Here is a 17,390-nt window from a genome sequence, read left to right on the forward strand (position 1 = left end):
CGCACCGGCGCGGGCAGGAGCGCCCCTCCCTCGACGTGCCCGCCCGCGCCTGAGTGGGGCTGCTACTTTCCGGCTCCGCGCGGGAACTGCCCGCCGTCGAAGTATGTCAAGAGCTCCGGCTCCAGCTCCGGGACGTCGTACGGAATGCCCCCTTCGCGCAGCGAGCGGGTGGCGAGCGCGCCTGCGGCCACGCTCATCCGGGCAGCGACGGGCGAGGTGTCGGTGACCCCGCCCTCGCGTACGAAGCGGCAGAACTCCTCGATGATGCGCTGGTCGGCGCCGCCGTGCGAGCCCTTCGCCTCGGGGACCCGGTAGACCGCGTCCGCGTCCTTGCGGTAGCTGGTCGGGCCCGTGTTCCAGACCCTCACCTCGTCGCCGGGACTGTCCCCGAAGTTCTCGAGGCGGCCCTCGGTGCCGATGACCGTGTAGTTGCGGAAGTAGTCGGGGCTGAAGTGGCACTGCTGGTAGGCGGCGATGACGCCGTTGTCCAGCTGCATGTTCATCACCGACACGTCCTCGACGTCCACGACGTGGTGCAGGTCCCGGCGCGTCGTCGGCGGCCAGTCGAACTCCCGTAGCCAGCCGTCGGGGCGGGCAGTGCCCGGCTCACGGCGCGGCAGGTCCCCGTAGACCATGAGGTCGCCGAGGGCGTTGACGCGCTTGGTGTAGCCGCCGGCCAGCCAGTGCACGACGTCGATGTCGTGGGCGGCCTTCTGCAGGAGGAGGCCCGTGGTGCGTCGGCGGTCGGCGTGCCAGTCCTTGAAGTAGTAGTCGCCTCCGTAGGAGACGAAGTGCCGTACCCACACGGTCTTCGGCTCGCCTATGTCACCGCGGGCGATGACGTCGCGCATCAGGCGCACGACGCCCATGTGGCGCATGTTGTGGCCGACGTAGAGACGGGTGCCGGTCTTGTACGCCGTGCGCAAAATGGTGTCGCACTGCTCGACCGTGATGCCGAGCGGCTTCTCGACGTACGCCGGCTTGCCCGCTTCGAGCGCATCGCAGGCAATGGCTTCGTGGGTGTCGTCGGGGGTGGCGACGATGACGGCGTCGATCGTGGGGTTCTCGAGGAGCCTCTGGTAGTCGGCGACGGCGACTGCACCTTCGTACAACCGCGATACATTCGTACGAACTTGAGGGTCGAGGTCGGCAACGGCCGCCACGACCGATCCCTTGCCGGGGCGGTGCGCGGCGGTTGCCAGGTTCCGTCGCAGTCCGAGCCCGATGACTCCGATGCGCAGGTCTTCCACGTGCCAGTGTCCTGTTCTGCGTGCCAGACGCGTAGGGGTGCTGAGCGGTGCTGTGCCCGCCGGGTTACTTGCTGTCGGCGATGGCCTTCTCGAACTCGTGACGCATCGCGTTGCCGGCCTCGCGCTGCCAGGTGGGCAGGATGTCCTTCTTGAAAGAGGAGAGCGGCGTGCGGCCCGCCACGATGTCCTTGACGGCCTGGTAAACGGTGTCGGTCGAGGATGCGCCCTTGTTGGCGTAGGTGTCCGAGAAGAAGCCCGAGGTCGGGTTGACCTTGGCCAGCTTCATCAGCTGCACCTGCGCATCGTGGATGCCGCGGGTGACCTCGGATTTGCCGGGGAGATACAGGGTCTCCGGGGCGTTGGCGAAGTAGCTGACGGCCAGTCGGGTGGTGATGACCTCGGCGTTGCCCTTCTTGTTCAGCAGCACGTCACCGTCCTTGGATCGGGTGTGATGCGTGCCTTCGATGCCGTTGTCCAGGAAGAGTCGCTCTTCGGTGCCGAAGGGGGCGCTGAGGTAGTTCATGACCTGGAGCAGGGTCTCGATCCGTTCCTTGCTCACGCTCTTGCTGATGGCGGTGAAGCCCACGGAGCCGTAGCCGAATCCCCAGGTGGGCGTCATGCCCTTCTCCGCGGCGAAGGGGACGACGACCTTCTCCGGCCAGTCGTACTGGTTGCAGTCGCTGAGGAAGCCCGGGAAGGACTGGACGTGCAGGCCGAGGAACCCGCCCTCCAGCTTCTCCAGAGTGGTCGGCAGGTTGGGGTCTGGCCAGAACAGCTGTGCCTTCTGGCACTTGAGGGCGAACTCGAGACCGGCGTGGAACTCGTCGGTCTCGAAGTAGTGGGTGAGCTTACCTCCGTCCATGCGCCAGCCGTTGGGCGCGCCGTGCCAGTAGGCGAACTGCAGGATGTGGTTCACATACGCCGGCTCGAGGACGTACTTCTTGCGCTTGACGTCGAGGAGCTCCTTCGCCTTGTCGAAGAAGTCCTGAGCGCTGTCGAACTGCACGCCGCCGACCGGCTTCCAGAAGTCCTCGTTCGCGACGTAGACCTGTCCCATGCGGCCGTACGGGACGGCGATGCCCCAGATCTTGCCGTTGAACACAGCCGTCTTCCATGCGAACTGAGGGATGTTGGCCAGGTTCGGGTACTTCTTCACCGCGTCGCCCGAGAGGTGCGAGGTGAGGTCGTGGAACTTCGCCTCAAGAAGCGCGGGGACGTTCTTGAGGCCTTGGTTCGGCGGGAACCACATGAGGTCGGGCATGTCGCCGCCGGCGATGGTGGCGTTGAACTTCGCACGGTAGACGTCGTCGGAACCGAGGCCATTGACGATCGTCATCTTCAGGTCGGAGCCCAGGCGCTTGTTGAGTTCCTGCCAGTACTCGTTGCGGTTGGCCGCAGGGGCCGCGGTGGTGAAGGTCTCGGTCAGGACGGTGACCGGCTTTCCGTCGCCCGGCATTTCGCTGACGCTGCGCGTCACGGACTTGGGGTAGCGCAGGTAGGCCGGGTCGAGACCCATCGCGTTCCCCGGCAGATCGGGGGCCGGGACGTTCGCGGGGACGTACGTCGGCAGCTTCAGCTTGGCGGACGCCTTGGCGCCGCCACCGCCCGATGCCGAGCCTGATCCACAGGCGGTGAGCGAGCCGGCACCGGCGATGGTGAGGCCGGCGATGGCCGCGGCACCGAGGAATCCGCGGCGGTTGAGGTCTTTCGAGGACATGGCTCTCCTAGGGTGCGAGGAGTGGCTGACGGGGTGGTGGCTGCTGAGGGAGGGATCGCTCAGGCCTTGATGGCGCCGGTGAGAACGCCCTTGACGAAATACTTCTGGAGGAAGGGGTAGACCGCGATGATCGGCAGGACCGCGAGGATGAGCACGGCCATCGACAGGGCGGTGCTGGCGGGCAGCACACTCACGCCGAGCGCCTTCGCGTTGAAGGTGTCGCCCTGGAGGACGTAACTGCGCAGAACCACCTGGAGGGGCAGCTTGTCCGGGTCGTTGATGTAGAGCATCGCGTTGAAGAAGCTGTTCCAGTACGTCACCGCGTAGAACATGCCGACCACGGCGATGACGGCCTTGGACAGGGGTAGCACGATCCGGCACAGGATCGTGAGTTCACCGGCACCGTCGAGGCGGGCCGCCTCGTGCAGCTCGTCAGGGATGCCCTGGAAGAAGGCCCGGACCACGATGATGTTGAAGGCGTTGAGCAGGATCGGCGCGATCATCGCCCCGTAGGTGTCGAGCAGCCCCAACTCCTGCACCACCAGGTAGTTCGGGATGATGCCCGGAGTGAAGAGGAACGTGCCAACAACGATTAGGAGCAGCGGCTTTCCCGCGAAGGTCCGAGGCCGCGAGAGGCCGTACGCGAGCGCGATCGTGCACAGCAGGCTCAGCGCGGTGCCGATGACGGTGACGCCGACGCTCACAAGGGCGGCGCGGGTGATGACTCCGCCGGACAGGACCACCCGGTACGCCTCGAGCGTGGGATGGGAGGGGAAGAGGACGTAGCCGCCGTTCGCGGCGAGTTCGGCCTTGGAGGAGAGGCTGGTGCCGATGGCGAGCAGGAACGGGTAACCGACCGCCACGATCATCGCGATGATGACGAGGAACTTCAGCGTCTGCGCCGCCGGGTTGGGCTGTTCCATCCAGGCCGGGCGCTCGGCGGAGCGGCGGCGCTTACTGATTCCGCCGCGGCTGCCGGGCAGTGTGGTGGACATGGGCGTGGTGCTCACTGGTAGACCCCCTGCTCACCGAGACGGTGCGCGACCTTGTTGGCGAGGACGATCATGACGAAACCGATGACGCCCTTCATCAGACCGGCGGCGGTGGACATGCCCCAGTCGCCGTCAACGACCCCATGGAAGTAGACGTAGGTGTCGAGGACCTCGGAGGCATCCCTGCCGACGTTGTCGCGCTGGAGGAGGATCTGCTCGAAGCCGACCGACAGGACGTCGCCGAGGCGCAGGATGAGCAGCATGATCATCACGGGCCTGATGCCGGGCAGCGTGATGTGCCACATGCGGCGCAGCCAGCCCGCCCCGTCCATCGCCGCCGACTCGTAGAGCGAGGCGTCAATGGAGGACATCGCAGCGAGGAAGATGATGGCGCCCCAGCCGGCGTCCTTCCAGACGTTCTGGGAGGTGACCAGGTAGATGAACGTGTCGGGGTTGTTCATGATGTTGCCGACGTGTACGCCGTGGTCGTTCAGGTAGCTGGTGACCGTGCCAGCGCCGCCGAAGACCTGTTGGAACATGCCGACGACCACGACCCACGACAGGAAGTGGGGCAGGTAGACCACGGTCTGCATGAGCCGGCGGGTCTTGGTACTGATCAGCGAGTTGAGGAAGAGCGCGAGGGCGATCGGAGCGGGGAAGTAGAGGAGGAGCTGGACGGCGCTGATCTCCAGCGTGTTCCATACGGCCGTCCAGAACTCCGGTTGCTCGAGCAGGGCTCTGAAGTTGTCCCAGCCGGTGAACGGGCTTCCCCTGAAGCCGAGGTAGGGCTGGTAGTCCTGAAAGGCGATGCTGTTGCCTGCGAGCGGCAGATAGAAGAAGACCGCGAAGTAGAGGATGCCCGGCACGCACAGCAGGAGCAGTGTCCGGTCCTGCCTCAGGCGCTCCCGCAGGGTCCGTCGGCCGGTGGACTCTCGCCTCTTCCCGCCCGGTGCCCCCTTCGTGCTGGACGCCTTCTTCCTGCCCGACCTCCCGGGTGCCTCGTGCTGTTGGTCGGGCGGGTTTTGCGATGTGGGCATGGGCGATGCGGACGCAGCGGCCGACACATTCACCTCCTGCGTCGAGTGGCGAGGGTTGATTCCTAGGGCCCCGCGGGGGCTGCGGCCGACGCGCGAGGTATCGGAATCTTGCGTCAACCTGCCAACTGATGACAAGACTTGATTGGTAAATAATCAGATCTTGCAACTTCGCGCACCGAACGTGCGGACGACGAACACGGTCACCGCGGTCGCGCGCACCGACGCTGGCATGAGCGAAGCTGGCCGTCCCTGTTGCCGACGACGGCGAGCGGTTGCGCCACCGTCTGCGGATCGGTTGCTTCGAGGGCGACGCAGGCGTGGGCGGCCAGCCGCCCAAGGGCCGCACCTGAGGCCGGCGTGGGATCACCCCGGCAGTGCGCGTTTCCGGCCGCAGCCGCAGCCGAAGTCGCCTGTCGGTGGCCGGGCTGCTGTGCTTCAAGCCGGGTCTGCCCGCCTGCCTGTGCTACCGGCTGCGCTGGCACGCCAGCCGCAAGGGCGAGCGCCGCTCGCTGAGCGACGGACTACATCCGCTTGCTCGACGGCGCCCACCAACTGCTCAAGGCCCCGCCCATCGTGGTGTGGGACCGGTTGAGTGCACACCCCCAAGACGATGCAGGCGCTCATGACGGAGCGCGAATGGCTGACCGTGGTCCTGCTACTCACCCACCAGCACTGGCAGGTCGGCCAGGCTGCGGCGGGCCAGCACCCAGTGCCCGAAACCGTCTTCCCATCTGGGCCGGATGGCGATGCGGGCCCAGGCGTAGGTCCGCTCCCCGTGCGCGCCCTGCCCGCCCGAGATCCGCTTCCAGCGTTGCCGGGGCAGTGTGGCGATCAGACGGTCGACGCGTTCTTCGCCCCAACCCGTCGTGATCACTGTGTCGTTGACCTTGGTGGCCATCACGTGCGGGATCTTGCGCTGCTTCAGCCAGAACCGGGTGTGCTTGACCTGCCCGTATGCCTCGTCCGCGGTCACCCACGCGAACGGCACCCCGGCATCCCTGGTGGGCCGGTGCAATACCGGCCGGCCGACTCGTCCGCGGCACAACCCGCGCGGACGGCAGGAAGGACCGTCATGGACAGCACCCGACCGCGCCACGGCCTGCCGCCGATGGCAGATACAAGCAGTGCGGCGGCGCCGAGCGGCGCACGCTGTGGCCCGCGACGCGGCGCGCCTGAGCCGAACGCCGCGACCGGTCACCTCGCCCCCTGCCGCGCGATGTTCTTGAGGCGGGGGCGCGCCCCCGTGACGGCAGGACGGGACCGCAGGAACATCCTGCGGGGCATGGCCACGATTCCCGAGGGGACCCCCTGGATGGGCGGGGACGACCCGGACGCCTTCCTCGACGACGGCGAGGCCCGGTCCGGCAGGTGACGCTGCGTCCCTTCCATACCGACGTTCACGCCGTCTCCAACGCCAAGTTCGCGGCGCTCGCCAAGGCCGCCGACTATGTCACGGAGGCCGAGTGCTTCGAATGGGCCTATGCCATCGCGTGGTTCCTCACTCCCGAGCCCACCGCCACGTCATCCCGGCACGGTACCCGGCGCGCCAACGGTGCCGGCGGGCAAGAGGCTGTCCACCGAAGCCGAGTGGGAGTGTGCCGCCCGCGGCGGCCTGGAACTCCGCCGCTTCCCCTGAGGCGACGAACTCGCCCCCCGCGGCCGCCACCGGTGCAACATCTGGCAGCGAGTTCCCGCACGGCAACACCGCCGAGGACGGCCATCTAAGCACCGCGCCCGTGAACGCCTTCCAGTCCATCGGATACGGCTGTACAACACCTCCGGCAACGTCTGGGAGTGGTGCGCCGACTGGTTCAGCCCGACTGGCACGCCCCTGACACAACGGCCACACGGATCGACCCGACCGGGCCGCCGACCGGCCAGTTCCGCGTCCTCGGCGGCGACTCCCCTATGTGTCACCACTCCTACTGCAATCGCTACCGCGTCGCCGCCCGCACCTCCAACGTGCCGGACAGCTCCGCCGGCCACACCGGCTTCCGCTGCGCCTGCTCCGCCTGAGCGGGTGTTCGAAGCGAGCGGGTTTTCTCGCCGTTCGGCGGGATCAATGTCGTTCCAGGACGACCCACGTGTTCCGGACCCCGGTCTCGGCGTGCTCCGCGGGCCTGGGCGCGCGCATCGCCTGTAGTCCTCCAGCAGCGGCGTCTCGTGGTGCACCAGAGCCAGCCCGCTGAGGACTCCCATGTCCTCCAGTAGCGCCGACTGCGAGACCTCCAGCGTGCCCCGCAGCGACGGAAGCAGCGTTCCTCGACAGCCCGGGTGAACAACCCGAGCTGTCCGCGGGTACATGCGTCAGAACGCCGCCCACGAACACGTGGGAGACGTCCAGCGCGACGAGCCCGTCGCCCACCACACGCCCGCACAACTCGGCCGCCGGCCGCAGCGCGGGCCAGCGCCGGATCGGAGACCAACTCACCCGGGAGCCGCCGGTCACGGCCCAGGCGGGCTCGGCGTACCAGGGCCGGTAGCCCGGCCTCCTGCTCCAGGCAACCTCGCTTGCCGCAGTAGCAGCCTGCGCCCCCGCCCGAGACGGGCACATGTCCGAGCTCGCCCGCGCTAGGGGTGGCGCCCCGATACGGGCGGCCCCTATCACCACTCCGCCGCCGATGCCCTGCCCAAGAACGCGTAGAGCGCAATCGCAGTGCGATCCTGCCAGTTCAGGCCCGGGCGGAAGGTCCGGCTCGCGGTGCCGACCGAACGGACGCTCTGTTCGGACAACGCCTCGTCCCACCGGTCAGCCCGATCGCGGAACCCGGTGCCACCAGTGCGGCGGCCGTCTTGGCGATCCGCTGCTTCTTGTCGGCCGGGCGAGCCAACCGCGTAGGGGCGGGTCGTAGCTGACGCCCCTGCTTTGTCCTGCCGTGCGAACGGATGAGCAGCTGCTGCCGGGCTGAGCTCCTCCAGATCCCGGCGCACCATGGCCGGGGGAGACGCCGAGAATGTGCCGCCTCGCTGACCTCGATGCGACCCCGATCGCCAAGGAGGTCCAGCAGCCAGGTCCACCTGTCATGGGTCCTCACAGCAAGCCCATTACATTCCACGATGACGAAACGACTGACCATCCGGCTGCCATCGCGGGGCCGAGCGCCGGATCAGTCTGCGGCCTTCAGCACCTTCAACAGACGGGCCACCTCCACCCCGGTGGTGGAACGGGCCGGGCCGAGGTAACGGCGGGTGTCGACGAGCCGCGGGTCGGCGGCGAGCACCTCGCGTACCGCGCTGGTGAACACGCCGTTGAGGTGCGTGGCGATGTTGACTTTGGCCATGCCGCGTTCCACCGCGGCGGTCAGGTCCTCGTCGGCCACGCCGGAGGACCCGTGCAGGACGAGCGGGACGGGCACGGCGGCGCGCAGCGCGGCGATGAGGTCGAAGTCCACCGCCGCGTGGCGGGTGAGCATGGCGTGTGAGGTGCCGACGGCGACCGCGAGCGCATCCACGCCGGTGGCGGTGACGAACGCGGCGGCCTCGGCCGGGACGGTCCGGGCCCCGGGGGCGTGTACGCCGTCCTTGCCGCCCACCTCGCCGAGTTCCGCCTCCACCCAGCAGCCGGCGATGTGACAGTCGGCGGCGACGGCCGCGGTTGCTTCGACATTGGCGGCGTACTCCAGTGCCGAGGCGTCGAACATGACCGAGCCGAAGCCGAGCTCCACCGCCTCGCGGACCAGGTCGGTGGAGGTGGCATGGTCGAGGTGGACGGCGACGGGGACCGCCGACGCCTCGGCGACCGCGAGGGCCGCGCGTCCGATCGGCTTCAGCGCGCCGTGGTAGCGGACGGCGTTCTCACTGATCTGGAGGATCACCGGGGCGCCTGCGGCTTCCGCGCCCGCGACGATGGCCTGGGCGTGTTCAAGCTGGATGACGTTGAAGGCACCGACGCCGCGTCCAGCGGCAGCGGAGGCGGCGACGATCGCGCCGGTTCCGGTCAGGGGCATGGATGGGGCTCTCCTTGGGACGGACTCTTGTGCGCAGCGGTGAGCTCCTCCACGGCCACCTGCGTGCGCAGCAGCCGGTGGAGCGCGGGGTCGAAGCTTCCGGCGAGCGGCGCGGCGACGGCGGCGGCCGACAGCGCCACAGCCTCCGGGATCGTGTCGGGCCAGGGCGTACCTGTGGCCAGAGCGAGGGCCAGCGCGGCGACCGCCGCGTCGCCCGCGCCGGTCGGGTTGCCGACCACCGGGGCCGGGGGCTTGGCCCGCCAGGCCCCTTCGGGGGTCAGCGCGATCAACCCCTCGACGCCCAGGGAGGCGACGACCGTCTGCGCCCCGGCGCCACGCAGACGACAGGCCGCTGCAAGGGGGTCCGACTCGCCTGTGGCGGCGGCCAGTTCGTCGGCGTTGGGTTTGATCAGGTCGGGCTGCTCGGGCAGCGCAGCCAGCAGCGGCTCCCCCGAGGTGTCCAGGACGGCGGGAACGCCGTGCGTGCGAGCCGTCCGAAGCAGCGTGGCGTAGGTATCGACCGGCAGCCCCGGGGGCAGACTGCCGCTGAGCACGACCGCGTCGGCAGAGCTCAGTAGACCGTCGAACCGCGCCAGGAAGCAGGCCCACTCAGTGGCCGTGACGACGGGGCCGGGTTCCAGCAGGATCGTGGTGTCACTCTCCTGCACGTCGACGACGGCCACGGTCCTGCGGGTCTCCCCGGCGATCGGCACCAGCTCGTCAGGGATCGCCGCATCCGCGAGGTCAAACCGCAGGGCTTGGCCCGACTGGCCGCCGACCAGACCAGTGACCACGGTCGGCCGGCCGAGGGCGTGCAGCACCCGGGACACGTTGATTCCCTTGCCGCCCGCCCGGCCCGCCGTCGCCAGGACCCGGTTGCTCCCGCCCCGCTGCAGCTGGTCCACCTGATAGGTCACATCCAGGGCCGCGTTCAAGGTGACCGTGAGGATCACACCCGCTCGCCTCCCTGGCCGGTCCCCGCGTTCACAGGGCGACGGGCACGGGTGGCAGCGTCCAGTGGCTGCGCCGAGAGCGGCACGCCCCTACGCGCATGATGGGCGTCCAGTGCCAGCAGTCCCGCGCCGAGGCTGCCCGCCCGGTAGCCGAGGGCCGCCGGGACGATCTGCGGAGTCGTCTGGAAGGCAAGCCGCCGCTGCAGCGCCGTGCCGTCCGCCGCCATCACCGCGGCCTTGATGTGGGTGCCGCCCACATCCAGGGCGACGACGGCCTCGTCCCCGTTTCCGGTCTCGCGCGCGTTCACTGGGCGGCCAGGATGATCGAGCGCGTGAGGTTGCGGGGCTGGTCGGGGTCGAGGCCCTTGGCCTCAGCCAGCGCCACCGCCAGCCGCTGCGCCCGCACCAGGTCGGCGAGCGGATCCAGACGACTGATGGAGACGGCCGCGCCGGTGGCGTTGACCTGCTCCAGGAGGCCGGTCGGCGGCTCGCCGAGGAACCAGACGACGCTGCCCCGCCCGGTGACGCTGATCGGGCCGTGCCGGTACTCCATCGCGGGGTAGGCCTCGGTCCACGACCCGGAGGCCTCACGCAGCTTCAGAGCCGCCTCGTTGGCCAGTCCGACGGTCCAGTTGGAGCCGAGGAAGGTGAACTGACTCGCTACGAGGCCCTCGTGCGGCAGGTCGGCTGCAAGCGCCCGCTCGGCCTGCGCGGGCAGGTCCGCCGGAGTCAGCCCCAGGTGGGTGCGGAGCTGTACAAGGGCGGTGGTGGCGAAGCGGGTCTGCACCACCGACCTCTCGTCCGCGAAGGAGAGGTCCACGACGGTGCCGGCGGCGGCCTTGACCGGGGTGTCCAGGTCACCGGTGATCGCCGTCGTGGGGATACCCGCCTCGGCGGCGCGAGCGACCGCAGCCAGCACCTCGGTCGTGGTACCGGACCGGGTGATCGCCACCAGCCGGTCGTACCGGCGGCGGGCGGGGTACTCAGAGGCGGCGAACGCGTCCGTCTCACCGATCCCGGCCGCCTCGCGCAGCGCCGCGTAGGCCTGCGCGACATAGAGCGAGGTTCCGCAACCGACGACGGCCACGCGTTCCCCGGCCTCCGGCAGCCCTGCCGGGGAAAGCGTCATCGCCTGTCGCCAGCACTGTGGCTGGCTGGCGATCTCCTCAGCGACAAAGGTCACGGGCGGATCCTTCCACGAGGTCTTGCTCAAAGATGATTGATTTATAGCCTAACCGAGCAACTTCGATCAATAATGCTGCTCGGGCATTGCCCAGACGGCGTCGGCGATCGCGTTCGGCGTAAGTCGGGGGTGTGATTGGGCGGTGGGCCGGCAGTCGGTGGGCGTGGCGACCGGGTCCGGCAACTCGACGTCCGGCGCGAGGGACTGCGCAAGCCGCGCCTGCGCACTGTTCGCGTCGTCGGCGCTGCTGCGCAACCACGCGTCGACGAACACCTGCGCATAGCCCGCCGGGTCGGCCGCAGCGGCCGCGGTGCGCACAGCGGCCGGCTTGTCCGAGGGGGCGGCCGCGACGGTGGCCGGGCCGGACAGCACTGCGACACCCAGGGCGACGGGACCGGCCGCGATCGCGGTGAACAGGGCCAGGCGCGACAGGCGGACGCGCCGCCTCATCTTCTCCAGTTCGACGCCTGCGGTCATCGGGGGAGCAGCATCGCTCTCCGAGGCCTGCTTGCCAGGGGACATGGTCAAACTCCCAGGTCAGAACGTGTACTTACTGGCCTTGAGGAAACCCGCCGACCCCGACCCGACCACCGACCATGAGCCCCCGACCACGGTCACGAAGGGGACACAAAGCCCGTGGTCGGGCCCATGGTCGGCCCGACCACAGCCCCGACCACGGCCCCGGGCACCCCCGAACCGATCACCGCGGTGATGGTGAGGGGGCGGGGAACTGGCCCAGCGAGCCCAGGGGATACCGAGGCAGAAGCCGACGCATCGGGGGCGCACCGCTCTAGGAAGGAGGCCGTGGAAGCCCGGTTGCGCACGACGCTGCCGAGTGCGCAGACCAACATCGACGGCGCCTGCCCGTTGTGCGCAGTCGGCTGCACATGCCGAATGCGCGGGACCCGGAGTCACTTGCGCAGCCGTCTGCGCGATGAGCGTCGCCGTTGCTGCGCAACCTTCCCGAGCACTGGAGAAGACCCGTGGTCGGCCCGACCATGAGCCCGACCAGGCCAGCCCGGTGCGCGGGTTGCCGGATCGTGACCGGTGGTCGGGGGCTGTGGCCGTCAGCCTGGTCGGGGGCGCCGGGTCAGCTGACCGTTATGGACCTCGCGCACGTCACCTCACTTGACGGCCCCGGCGACCTCGCTCCCGCACGCCCGGTCCAGGGCATCGGCGGCCGCACGCACATGGCGCGCAGGGAAGCACTTTGAGCCGCTTCGGGGCGGGGATCCGTCGTGGGGTGATGGCGGGGGACCAGTTCACCCAGATCGCCAACAGCCTGTTCCGTGAAGCACCCCATGACCACCTACGCACCACCGACGGCAGGGATCGCTCAGCAGTCGAGCCCCCTTTGGGCAGCAGCCGCAGCGGTGGGAGAGGAAGCGGTCCCGCGCCGTGCGTGGCGGGCATGTCTGCTGCGGTTCCGGTTGCGCGGCCGGATGCGAGCCTGTCCTGATCCGTGAACGGATGGGATGGGGGTGGATCGATTGGACGGTCCCGGCCGATGGCAGCCTGCCCGAACAGCCGTACCGGGTTGCCGTGTTCACCCCGATCGCGACCCGGTCCCAGCGCCTCAGCCTGCGCTGGCTGGCCAGGCGTCCGGCACACCGGATCCGCCTCGGTCCCGTCACCGTACGACCGGCCACGACCGTCGTCACGGCCCTCATCCTGGCGGCGGCCACGCTCGCACTCATGCACGGCGTCCCCCTCAGCATCGTTCTGCCGGCGGCCGCTCTAGCCCCGCTGCTCGTGGAGCACCTGCCTGACCGGCTTGATACCCGCGCCGGCGAGAACGCCCGGATTGTCGAGGTCGAGGCTGCCTGCCGCTACCTGCAGCGTCTCGCCGCTCTGCACGCCGGCCTCGTCCAGGCGGCCGCCGCAAGCGACCTCTACGAGGTGAGGCGCGCCGTCGAGATCGGCCACCACCAGCTGTTCGACACAGCAGACCTGCTCCAGCGTCACGACAGCCGCTCGGCCTCCAGCGAGCTCATCGCCAGGGAGCGGCTGATGCTGCGACTCGCTGTTCAGACCCGCCAGATCGTCACGCCCACGGACGGCGACGCGGCGGCTGCCCGGCACGACCGGTTCGGCGGGCAGCCGCCGCTGGGTCCCTATCCGCCCGGGCCCCGTCGGCGGCCCCAGCCCTCAGCCGAGCACACGACCCCCGTCCAGCCCACTAAGGAGGAGACGCACATGCCCCAGGACGGTTCCGAACAGCCCACCGGCGAGGTATACCTGCTCTTCGCGCACGAGGCCTACTATCCGGCCGCCGCCCAGGAGATCAACACCTCGCTCGTAGCCGCAGCCTCCCTGCTGCACCCCCGTGTCCGCCAGCCCGACGGCACCCGCATCTACGACCACCTCACCCGCGGCCGTCGGCCCGGCGAGATCGTGCCGCTTGCCACGCTCACCCACGAACTGGACGGCGGTGCGCGCTGGCCCGAGGTCGGCGACTGGGAAGCAGTCACCGCGGATCTGCTCCAGCTCATCCAGGACCGCCAATGCGACGCCCTCAGCCTGAGCCTGCCGGACATCGCCCGTGCCCTGGTGTGCTCCGGCCCGCACAGCGAGGTACTCGTCTACGACCCGGCGGTCGGGCGGCATCAGGCGTACGGGCCCGCCGAACGTATCGAGGTCCTGGTCGAGGTCGGCAGACAGCTGGCCTGGGCGGAAGCCGGGTGCGCACTGTGGCCCGGCGAGGGCCTGCTGGTTCCCGCCAACCCCGAGGGCGCCACGTGATGTTCGGCTGCGCAGCGTACGAAGTCTGGGCGGACTTCCGCAGGACCTCATCCAGACGGCCGTCCTGGATGAAGGCGAGTGCGGTCTCGGTGACCGCCAACGCGTGTCCGACTCGCAGCCGTGCTGCACGGTCGGACACCGTGTTCGACGGTCGCCGTCCCCACAACTCCGGCCTGGCTTCGTTCACCCCCAGCGACAGCATTTGTCGGTGAGTTTGGGGCTCCGGCACAGATCTTGGGGAGCGTTTGCGGAAGATTACCGGGGCAGACGGCGGGAGCCACGTGGCAGTCCACGGGGCAGCCTGCCGGGCCGGTCTAAATTCCCGGGCACTCTCGCGAGCAGTGAGCCTTTCCCGGTAACCGGTCGTCGCTCGCGGGGCTGCTGCGCTCCTGTTACCTCCAAGTCCGTGCAGCCGTAAGGCCCCTGGTAGGAACGATCTTGCGACAGAAAGATCCGACCGAGGGGCCTCACGTGCCGACCAGTGTCACCTACACCGCCGTGCTTGACGTCCGCCGGTCCACCGCCGAGCACCTGGCCCGGCTGCTGCGTGACCACCGTGCGGTGATCGGCACCCGGAGGGGGCGACGCGCGCTGGGCTGCTTCCGGCAGGCCGTGCTCATCCTGCGCTGGTTCATCGACGGCACCCGCCTGGCCCAACTTGCCGGCGACAACGCCCTGTCGACGCCCACGGCCTACCGCTACCTGCACGAGGGGCTGACGGTCCTGGCCGCCGGAGCGCCGGACCTGGCCACCACGCTGGAGCGGGCCAAGGCGGCCGGCCTGACCCACCTCAACCTGGACGGCACCGTGGTCAGCACCGACCGGGTCGCGGCCCCCGGCCCCAACGGCGCGGACCTGTGGTGGTCGGGCAAGCACCGGCATCACGGCGGGAACGTGCAGGTCATCTCCACGCCGGACGGTTGGCCGATCTGGGTCTCACCGGTCCGCCCAGGCCGTGAGCACGACACCACGTGCGCCCGCCGGCACGGCCTGATCGACGCGCTCAACCGTGTCGCAGCAGAGGTGGGCGTGCCGACCCTGGTCGATCTCGGGTACGAAAACGCCGGAGACGGCTTCCGCCCCCCGGTCAACAAGCCCGCAGGGGGCAAGCTGACCGAGGCCCAGCAGACCTACGACAAGGTCATCCGAGGCATCCACGGCGTGTGCGAACGAGCCAACTCCCTGCTCAAGACCACCTTCAAGGCCCTGCGGCGGGTCAGCCTCGATCCCGACCGGATCACCCAGATCGCCGCCGCGGCCCTCGTACTGCTTCAGCTCGAGTACGACCGAACCATCTGAACGATCACGCAACATCGTGATCGACTACCGGGAAAGACTCATTGCTTGAGGCTTGACATCACGTCACGCATGTCGCTGATCATGGCCGACTGATACGCGGACAGGGCGGGGATGTCCGGCCCGCCATCGGGCACCTCATCGTCGTCGGCGCCCTGGTAATGCGTGAAGACGGAAAGGCTCAGCGAGAGGACCGCCCCGCCCTCCAGCACCCGCAACTCCGAATTGCCGTCATCCCGGTTCAGCAGATACGCCTTGTCGCCAAGGTTCGGAACCATCTCCACCTTCCCTTCAGGAACGACGCCAAGATCAGTCACCCGTCGCCGCGCCTCGAATTCGACGCCGGGGTCGGTCCTCTTGTGCAGTGCCACCGTGATTCCGACGGCGTAGTCGACGGACCAGCCGTGCCCGGGCTGCTCCGCCCTGGCCCGAGACCGGAGAGGAATGAAGCACTGGATCTGGTCGAGGGCGGCATGGTTCAACAGCCCTGCATCGATCATGGTGGTGGACTCTCTCGGCGTGATCGCCGCGCCGATCGCCTTCAGCTGGATGGATGGGCAGGGGTCGTGGTCCAGCTGGTACCCGCGCATGTCCGGCTTCCGATCACCGAGTCCATACAGGAACAGCGCCGCCGCCCAGAGGGCCGACGCCATGACCACCCCTCCCAGCGCCCAGAGCCACGGCCTTCGCGGCCGACGTTCCCCGACGAGTTCCCGGTCGAAGCCGCCCATCACCTCGCGAGTTTCCACCGCACCGAACTCGCCCGCCATCTCCGGCTCGGAAATCATCCTGCTCCCCCTCGGCCTCGCCCTCCACCGCCGTCATGATGATCGCAGCACTGACCCCACCCCCGTGGAGCCGGGTCTGCTGGGCCTCGGTCAGCGTGCCCCCTGCGGGCTTCTCGACCGGGAGGCGGAAGCCGTCTCCGGCGTTTTCGTACCCGAGATCGACCAGGGTCGGCACGCCCACCTCTGCTGCGACACGGTTGAGCGCGTCGATCAGGCCGTGCCGGCGGGCGCACGTGGTGTCGTGCTCCCGGCACGTGAGGCCCCTCGGTCGGATCTTTCTGTCGCAAGATCGTTCCTACCAGGGGCCTTACGGCTGCCCGGACTTGGAGGCAACAGGGGCGCAGCAGCCCAGCGATCACAGCGAGCGACGACCGGTTACCGGGAAAGGCTCAGTGCCGGCATCGTATGAACCATGGCAGCGACAGGAGACACGTCCGAACCTGACAGCCCTGTACGCGGCGTTCACCTGCCCCTTGAGAAGGCAGCGTGGCCTTATCAGGCAGATCAGGTGTGTCCGGAAGACCTGCCTATGGCCGCTGCCCAGGCACTCGAGGTGGGGATGGGGACTGTAAAACGTTCGGTGTAACTCCCGATCAGGGAAGATGCACCGATGACCAGTGAGAACGTGACCGAGGCCGAGACCGTCGAGCCGTCTGAACCGCAGTCGTCGAAGGCGGTGGACGATCGGCTGATCGACGAGTTGGTGTCCCGGGCCCAGGCCGAGGGCCTGCAGCCGACCGGCGAGGGCGGGCTGCTTCAGCAGCTGACGAAGCGGCTGCTGGAGTCCGCCCTGGAGGGCGAGATCACCGACCACCTCGGCTATGACAAGCACGATTCGGCCGGGAAGAACAGCGGCAACCCCCGTAACGGCACCCACGCGAAGACCGTGCTGACGGACGTCGGGACGGTGGAGATATCCGTGCCCCGCGACCGCGACGGATCGTTCGAGCCGAAGATCGTCAAGAAGCGGCAGAAGCGGCTGACCGGTGTAGACGAGATGGTTATCTCCTTGTCCGCGAAGGGCCTGACGACCGGTGAGGTCCGGGTGTGAGTAGTTGCGGTGCAGAAAGTGCCGCTGAGCTTGATCTTGTTGAGGTTGGGCTACTTCGCGGGGGCTTCGAGAAGGGATCACGGCGTTGTCAACGGTCATCGGGCGGCCGCGCACGCCGGCCGGCGCACCCTGTGGCTGCGCACCATGGACCGGCTGGTCTTGGGCTTCGCTTCAGCTGAGCGGCGACAACGTGACCTGCTTCACCCCAACGAGGCATCGCTACCCGCGTAATGCCTGACCGGGGACCTCCCTCTCCCTCGTGGGCGCACCGTGCGCCCACGACGCAGAGGGAGGTTCTCATGACGGAGGCGAAGTCGGCGGTCGACTGGCTGGCATCCGTGGCATCCGACCGCCGGGCGGCTGTACGAGGTCGTCGAGGTGTGGCAGGCCTGCGTTGCCTCCGCCCAGCGGTCGACGCGTTCCGCGACTCCGGC

The 17,390-nt window shown here is 69.0% G+C and carries 14 protein-coding genes and 3 pseudogenes; 4 read left to right on the forward strand and 13 right to left on the reverse strand.

Annotated features, from left to right (window positions below; genetic code table 11):
- Positions 1 to 62: 62 nt before the first annotated feature.
- The 5 genes from ACIHCX_RS35385 to ACIHCX_RS35405 form a co-directional block, all read right to left on the reverse strand.
- On the reverse strand, positions 63 to 1,250 hold the full coding sequence (locus tag ACIHCX_RS35385; RefSeq protein ID WP_400036959.1) for a Gfo/Idh/MocA family protein: 1,188 nt from the start codon (positions 1,248 to 1,250) through the stop codon (positions 63 to 65).
- Between the two features lie 64 nt (positions 1,251 to 1,314).
- Positions 1,315 to 2,967, reverse strand: coding sequence for a hypothetical protein (locus tag ACIHCX_RS35390; RefSeq protein WP_400036961.1), 1,653 nt, complete (start codon positions 2,965 to 2,967; stop codon positions 1,315 to 1,317).
- Positions 2,968 to 3,026: 59 nt separating this feature from the next.
- Positions 3,027 to 3,962, reverse strand: a complete 936-nt coding sequence (locus ACIHCX_RS35395; RefSeq protein WP_400036963.1) for a carbohydrate ABC transporter permease — start codon at positions 3,960 to 3,962, stop codon at positions 3,027 to 3,029.
- A gap of 11 nt (positions 3,963 to 3,973) precedes the next feature.
- Positions 3,974 to 4,996 carry an ABC transporter permease gene (locus tag ACIHCX_RS35400; RefSeq protein ID WP_400036965.1) on the reverse strand — a complete coding sequence of 341 codons (1,023 nt, stop codon included), beginning with the start codon at positions 4,994 to 4,996 and terminating at the stop codon, positions 3,974 to 3,976.
- A gap of 655 nt (positions 4,997 to 5,651) precedes the next feature.
- Positions 5,652 to 5,984: a hypothetical protein gene (locus ACIHCX_RS35405; RefSeq protein WP_400036967.1), complete on the reverse strand. Its 333-nt coding sequence runs from the start codon at positions 5,982 to 5,984 to the stop codon at positions 5,652 to 5,654.
- An 809-nt stretch (positions 5,985 to 6,793) separates the two neighbouring features.
- On the opposite strand from ACIHCX_RS35405, the gene ACIHCX_RS35410 reads away from it, so the two are divergent.
- Positions 6,794 to 7,012, forward strand: a complete 219-nt coding sequence (locus tag ACIHCX_RS35410) for an SUMF1/EgtB/PvdO family nonheme iron enzyme (RefSeq protein ID WP_400036969.1) — start codon at positions 6,794 to 6,796, stop codon at positions 7,010 to 7,012.
- On the opposite strand, the gene ACIHCX_RS35415 is transcribed toward ACIHCX_RS35410, so the two are convergent.
- The 6 genes and pseudogenes from ACIHCX_RS35415 to ACIHCX_RS35440 form a co-directional block, all read right to left on the reverse strand.
- Positions 6,931 to 7,647, reverse strand: a complete 717-nt coding sequence (locus ACIHCX_RS35415) for an ROK family protein (protein ID WP_400036971.1) — start codon at positions 7,645 to 7,647, stop codon at positions 6,931 to 6,933. The genes ACIHCX_RS35410 and ACIHCX_RS35415 overlap by 82 nt on opposite strands.
- Positions 7,648 to 8,103: 456 nt before the next feature.
- Entirely contained in the window at positions 8,104 to 8,943 is an 840-nt protein-coding gene (locus ACIHCX_RS35420) for a ketose-bisphosphate aldolase (RefSeq protein WP_400036973.1), read from the reverse strand.
- A complete protein-coding gene (locus ACIHCX_RS35425) occupies positions 8,934 to 9,896 on the reverse strand; it encodes a 1-phosphofructokinase family hexose kinase (RefSeq protein ID WP_400036975.1) in 963 nt (320 codons plus the stop codon). Before ACIHCX_RS35425 ends, ACIHCX_RS35420 begins: the two co-directional genes overlap by 10 nt.
- Entirely contained in the window at positions 9,893 to 10,204 is a 312-nt protein-coding gene (locus ACIHCX_RS35430) for a hypothetical protein (RefSeq protein WP_400036977.1), read from the reverse strand. The genes ACIHCX_RS35425 and ACIHCX_RS35430 overlap by 4 nt, the downstream gene beginning before the upstream one ends.
- Positions 10,201 to 11,079, reverse strand: a complete 879-nt coding sequence (locus tag ACIHCX_RS35435; RefSeq protein WP_400036979.1) for an SIS domain-containing protein — start codon at positions 11,077 to 11,079, stop codon at positions 10,201 to 10,203. Before ACIHCX_RS35435 ends, ACIHCX_RS35430 begins: the two co-directional genes overlap by 4 nt.
- A 165-nt stretch (positions 11,080 to 11,244) precedes the next feature.
- Positions 11,245 to 11,601 (reverse strand): annotated as a pseudogene (locus tag ACIHCX_RS35440) (conjugal transfer protein); the annotation flags it as partial.
- A gap of 1,020 nt (positions 11,602 to 12,621) precedes the next feature.
- Here ACIHCX_RS35440 and ACIHCX_RS35445 point away from each other — a divergent pair.
- Positions 12,622 to 13,821: a hypothetical protein gene (locus ACIHCX_RS35445; protein ID WP_400036981.1), complete on the forward strand. Its 1,200-nt coding sequence runs from the start codon at positions 12,622 to 12,624 to the stop codon at positions 13,819 to 13,821.
- A gap of 471 nt (positions 13,822 to 14,292) precedes the next feature.
- Positions 14,293 to 15,120, forward strand: coding sequence for a transposase family protein (locus tag ACIHCX_RS35450; protein WP_400036983.1), 828 nt, complete (start codon positions 14,293 to 14,295; stop codon positions 15,118 to 15,120).
- 38 nt (positions 15,121 to 15,158) lie between these two features.
- Here ACIHCX_RS35450 and ACIHCX_RS35455 read toward each other — a convergent pair whose 3' ends face one another.
- Both ACIHCX_RS35455 and ACIHCX_RS35460 read right to left on the reverse strand, forming a co-directional pair.
- Positions 15,159 to 15,905 carry a hypothetical protein gene (locus ACIHCX_RS35455; RefSeq protein ID WP_400036985.1) on the reverse strand — a complete coding sequence of 249 codons (747 nt, stop codon included), beginning with the start codon at positions 15,903 to 15,905 and terminating at the stop codon, positions 15,159 to 15,161.
- A gap of 73 nt (positions 15,906 to 15,978) precedes the next feature.
- A pseudogene (locus tag ACIHCX_RS35460) lies at positions 15,979 to 16,155 on the reverse strand (IS5/IS1182 family transposase); the annotation flags it as partial.
- 360 nt (positions 16,156 to 16,515) lie between these two features.
- Here ACIHCX_RS35460 and ACIHCX_RS35465 point away from each other — a divergent pair.
- A pseudogene (locus ACIHCX_RS35465) lies at positions 16,516 to 16,947 on the forward strand (transposase); the annotation flags it as partial.
- Positions 16,948 to 17,390 lie beyond the last annotated feature (443 nt).

It is taken from the genome of Streptomyces sp. NPDC052043 (genome assembly GCF_044548235.1).
GTDB lineage: Bacteria > Actinomycetota > Actinomycetes > Streptomycetales > Streptomycetaceae > Streptomyces.

What these genes read in the sequence shown, in the direction of transcription:
- ACIHCX_RS35390 (WP_400036961.1), bottom strand. Translation starts at nt 2,967, where the DNA reads ATGTCCTCGAAAGACCTCAACCGCCGCGGATTCCTCGGTGCCGCGGCC.
- ACIHCX_RS35395 (WP_400036963.1), bottom strand. Translation starts at nt 3,962, where the DNA reads ATGTCCACCACACTGCCCGGCAGCCGCGGCGGAATCAGTAAGCGCCGC.
- ACIHCX_RS35400 (WP_400036965.1), bottom strand. Translation starts at nt 4,996, where the DNA reads ATGCCCACATCGCAAAACCCGCCCGACCAACAGCACGAGGCACCCGGG.
- ACIHCX_RS35420 (WP_400036973.1), bottom strand. Translation starts at nt 8,943, where the DNA reads ATGCCCCTGACCGGAACCGGCGCGATCGTCGCCGCCTCCGCTGCCGCT.
- ACIHCX_RS35455 (WP_400036985.1), bottom strand. Translation starts at nt 15,905, where the DNA reads ATGATTTCCGAGCCGGAGATGGCGGGCGAGTTCGGTGCGGTGGAAACT.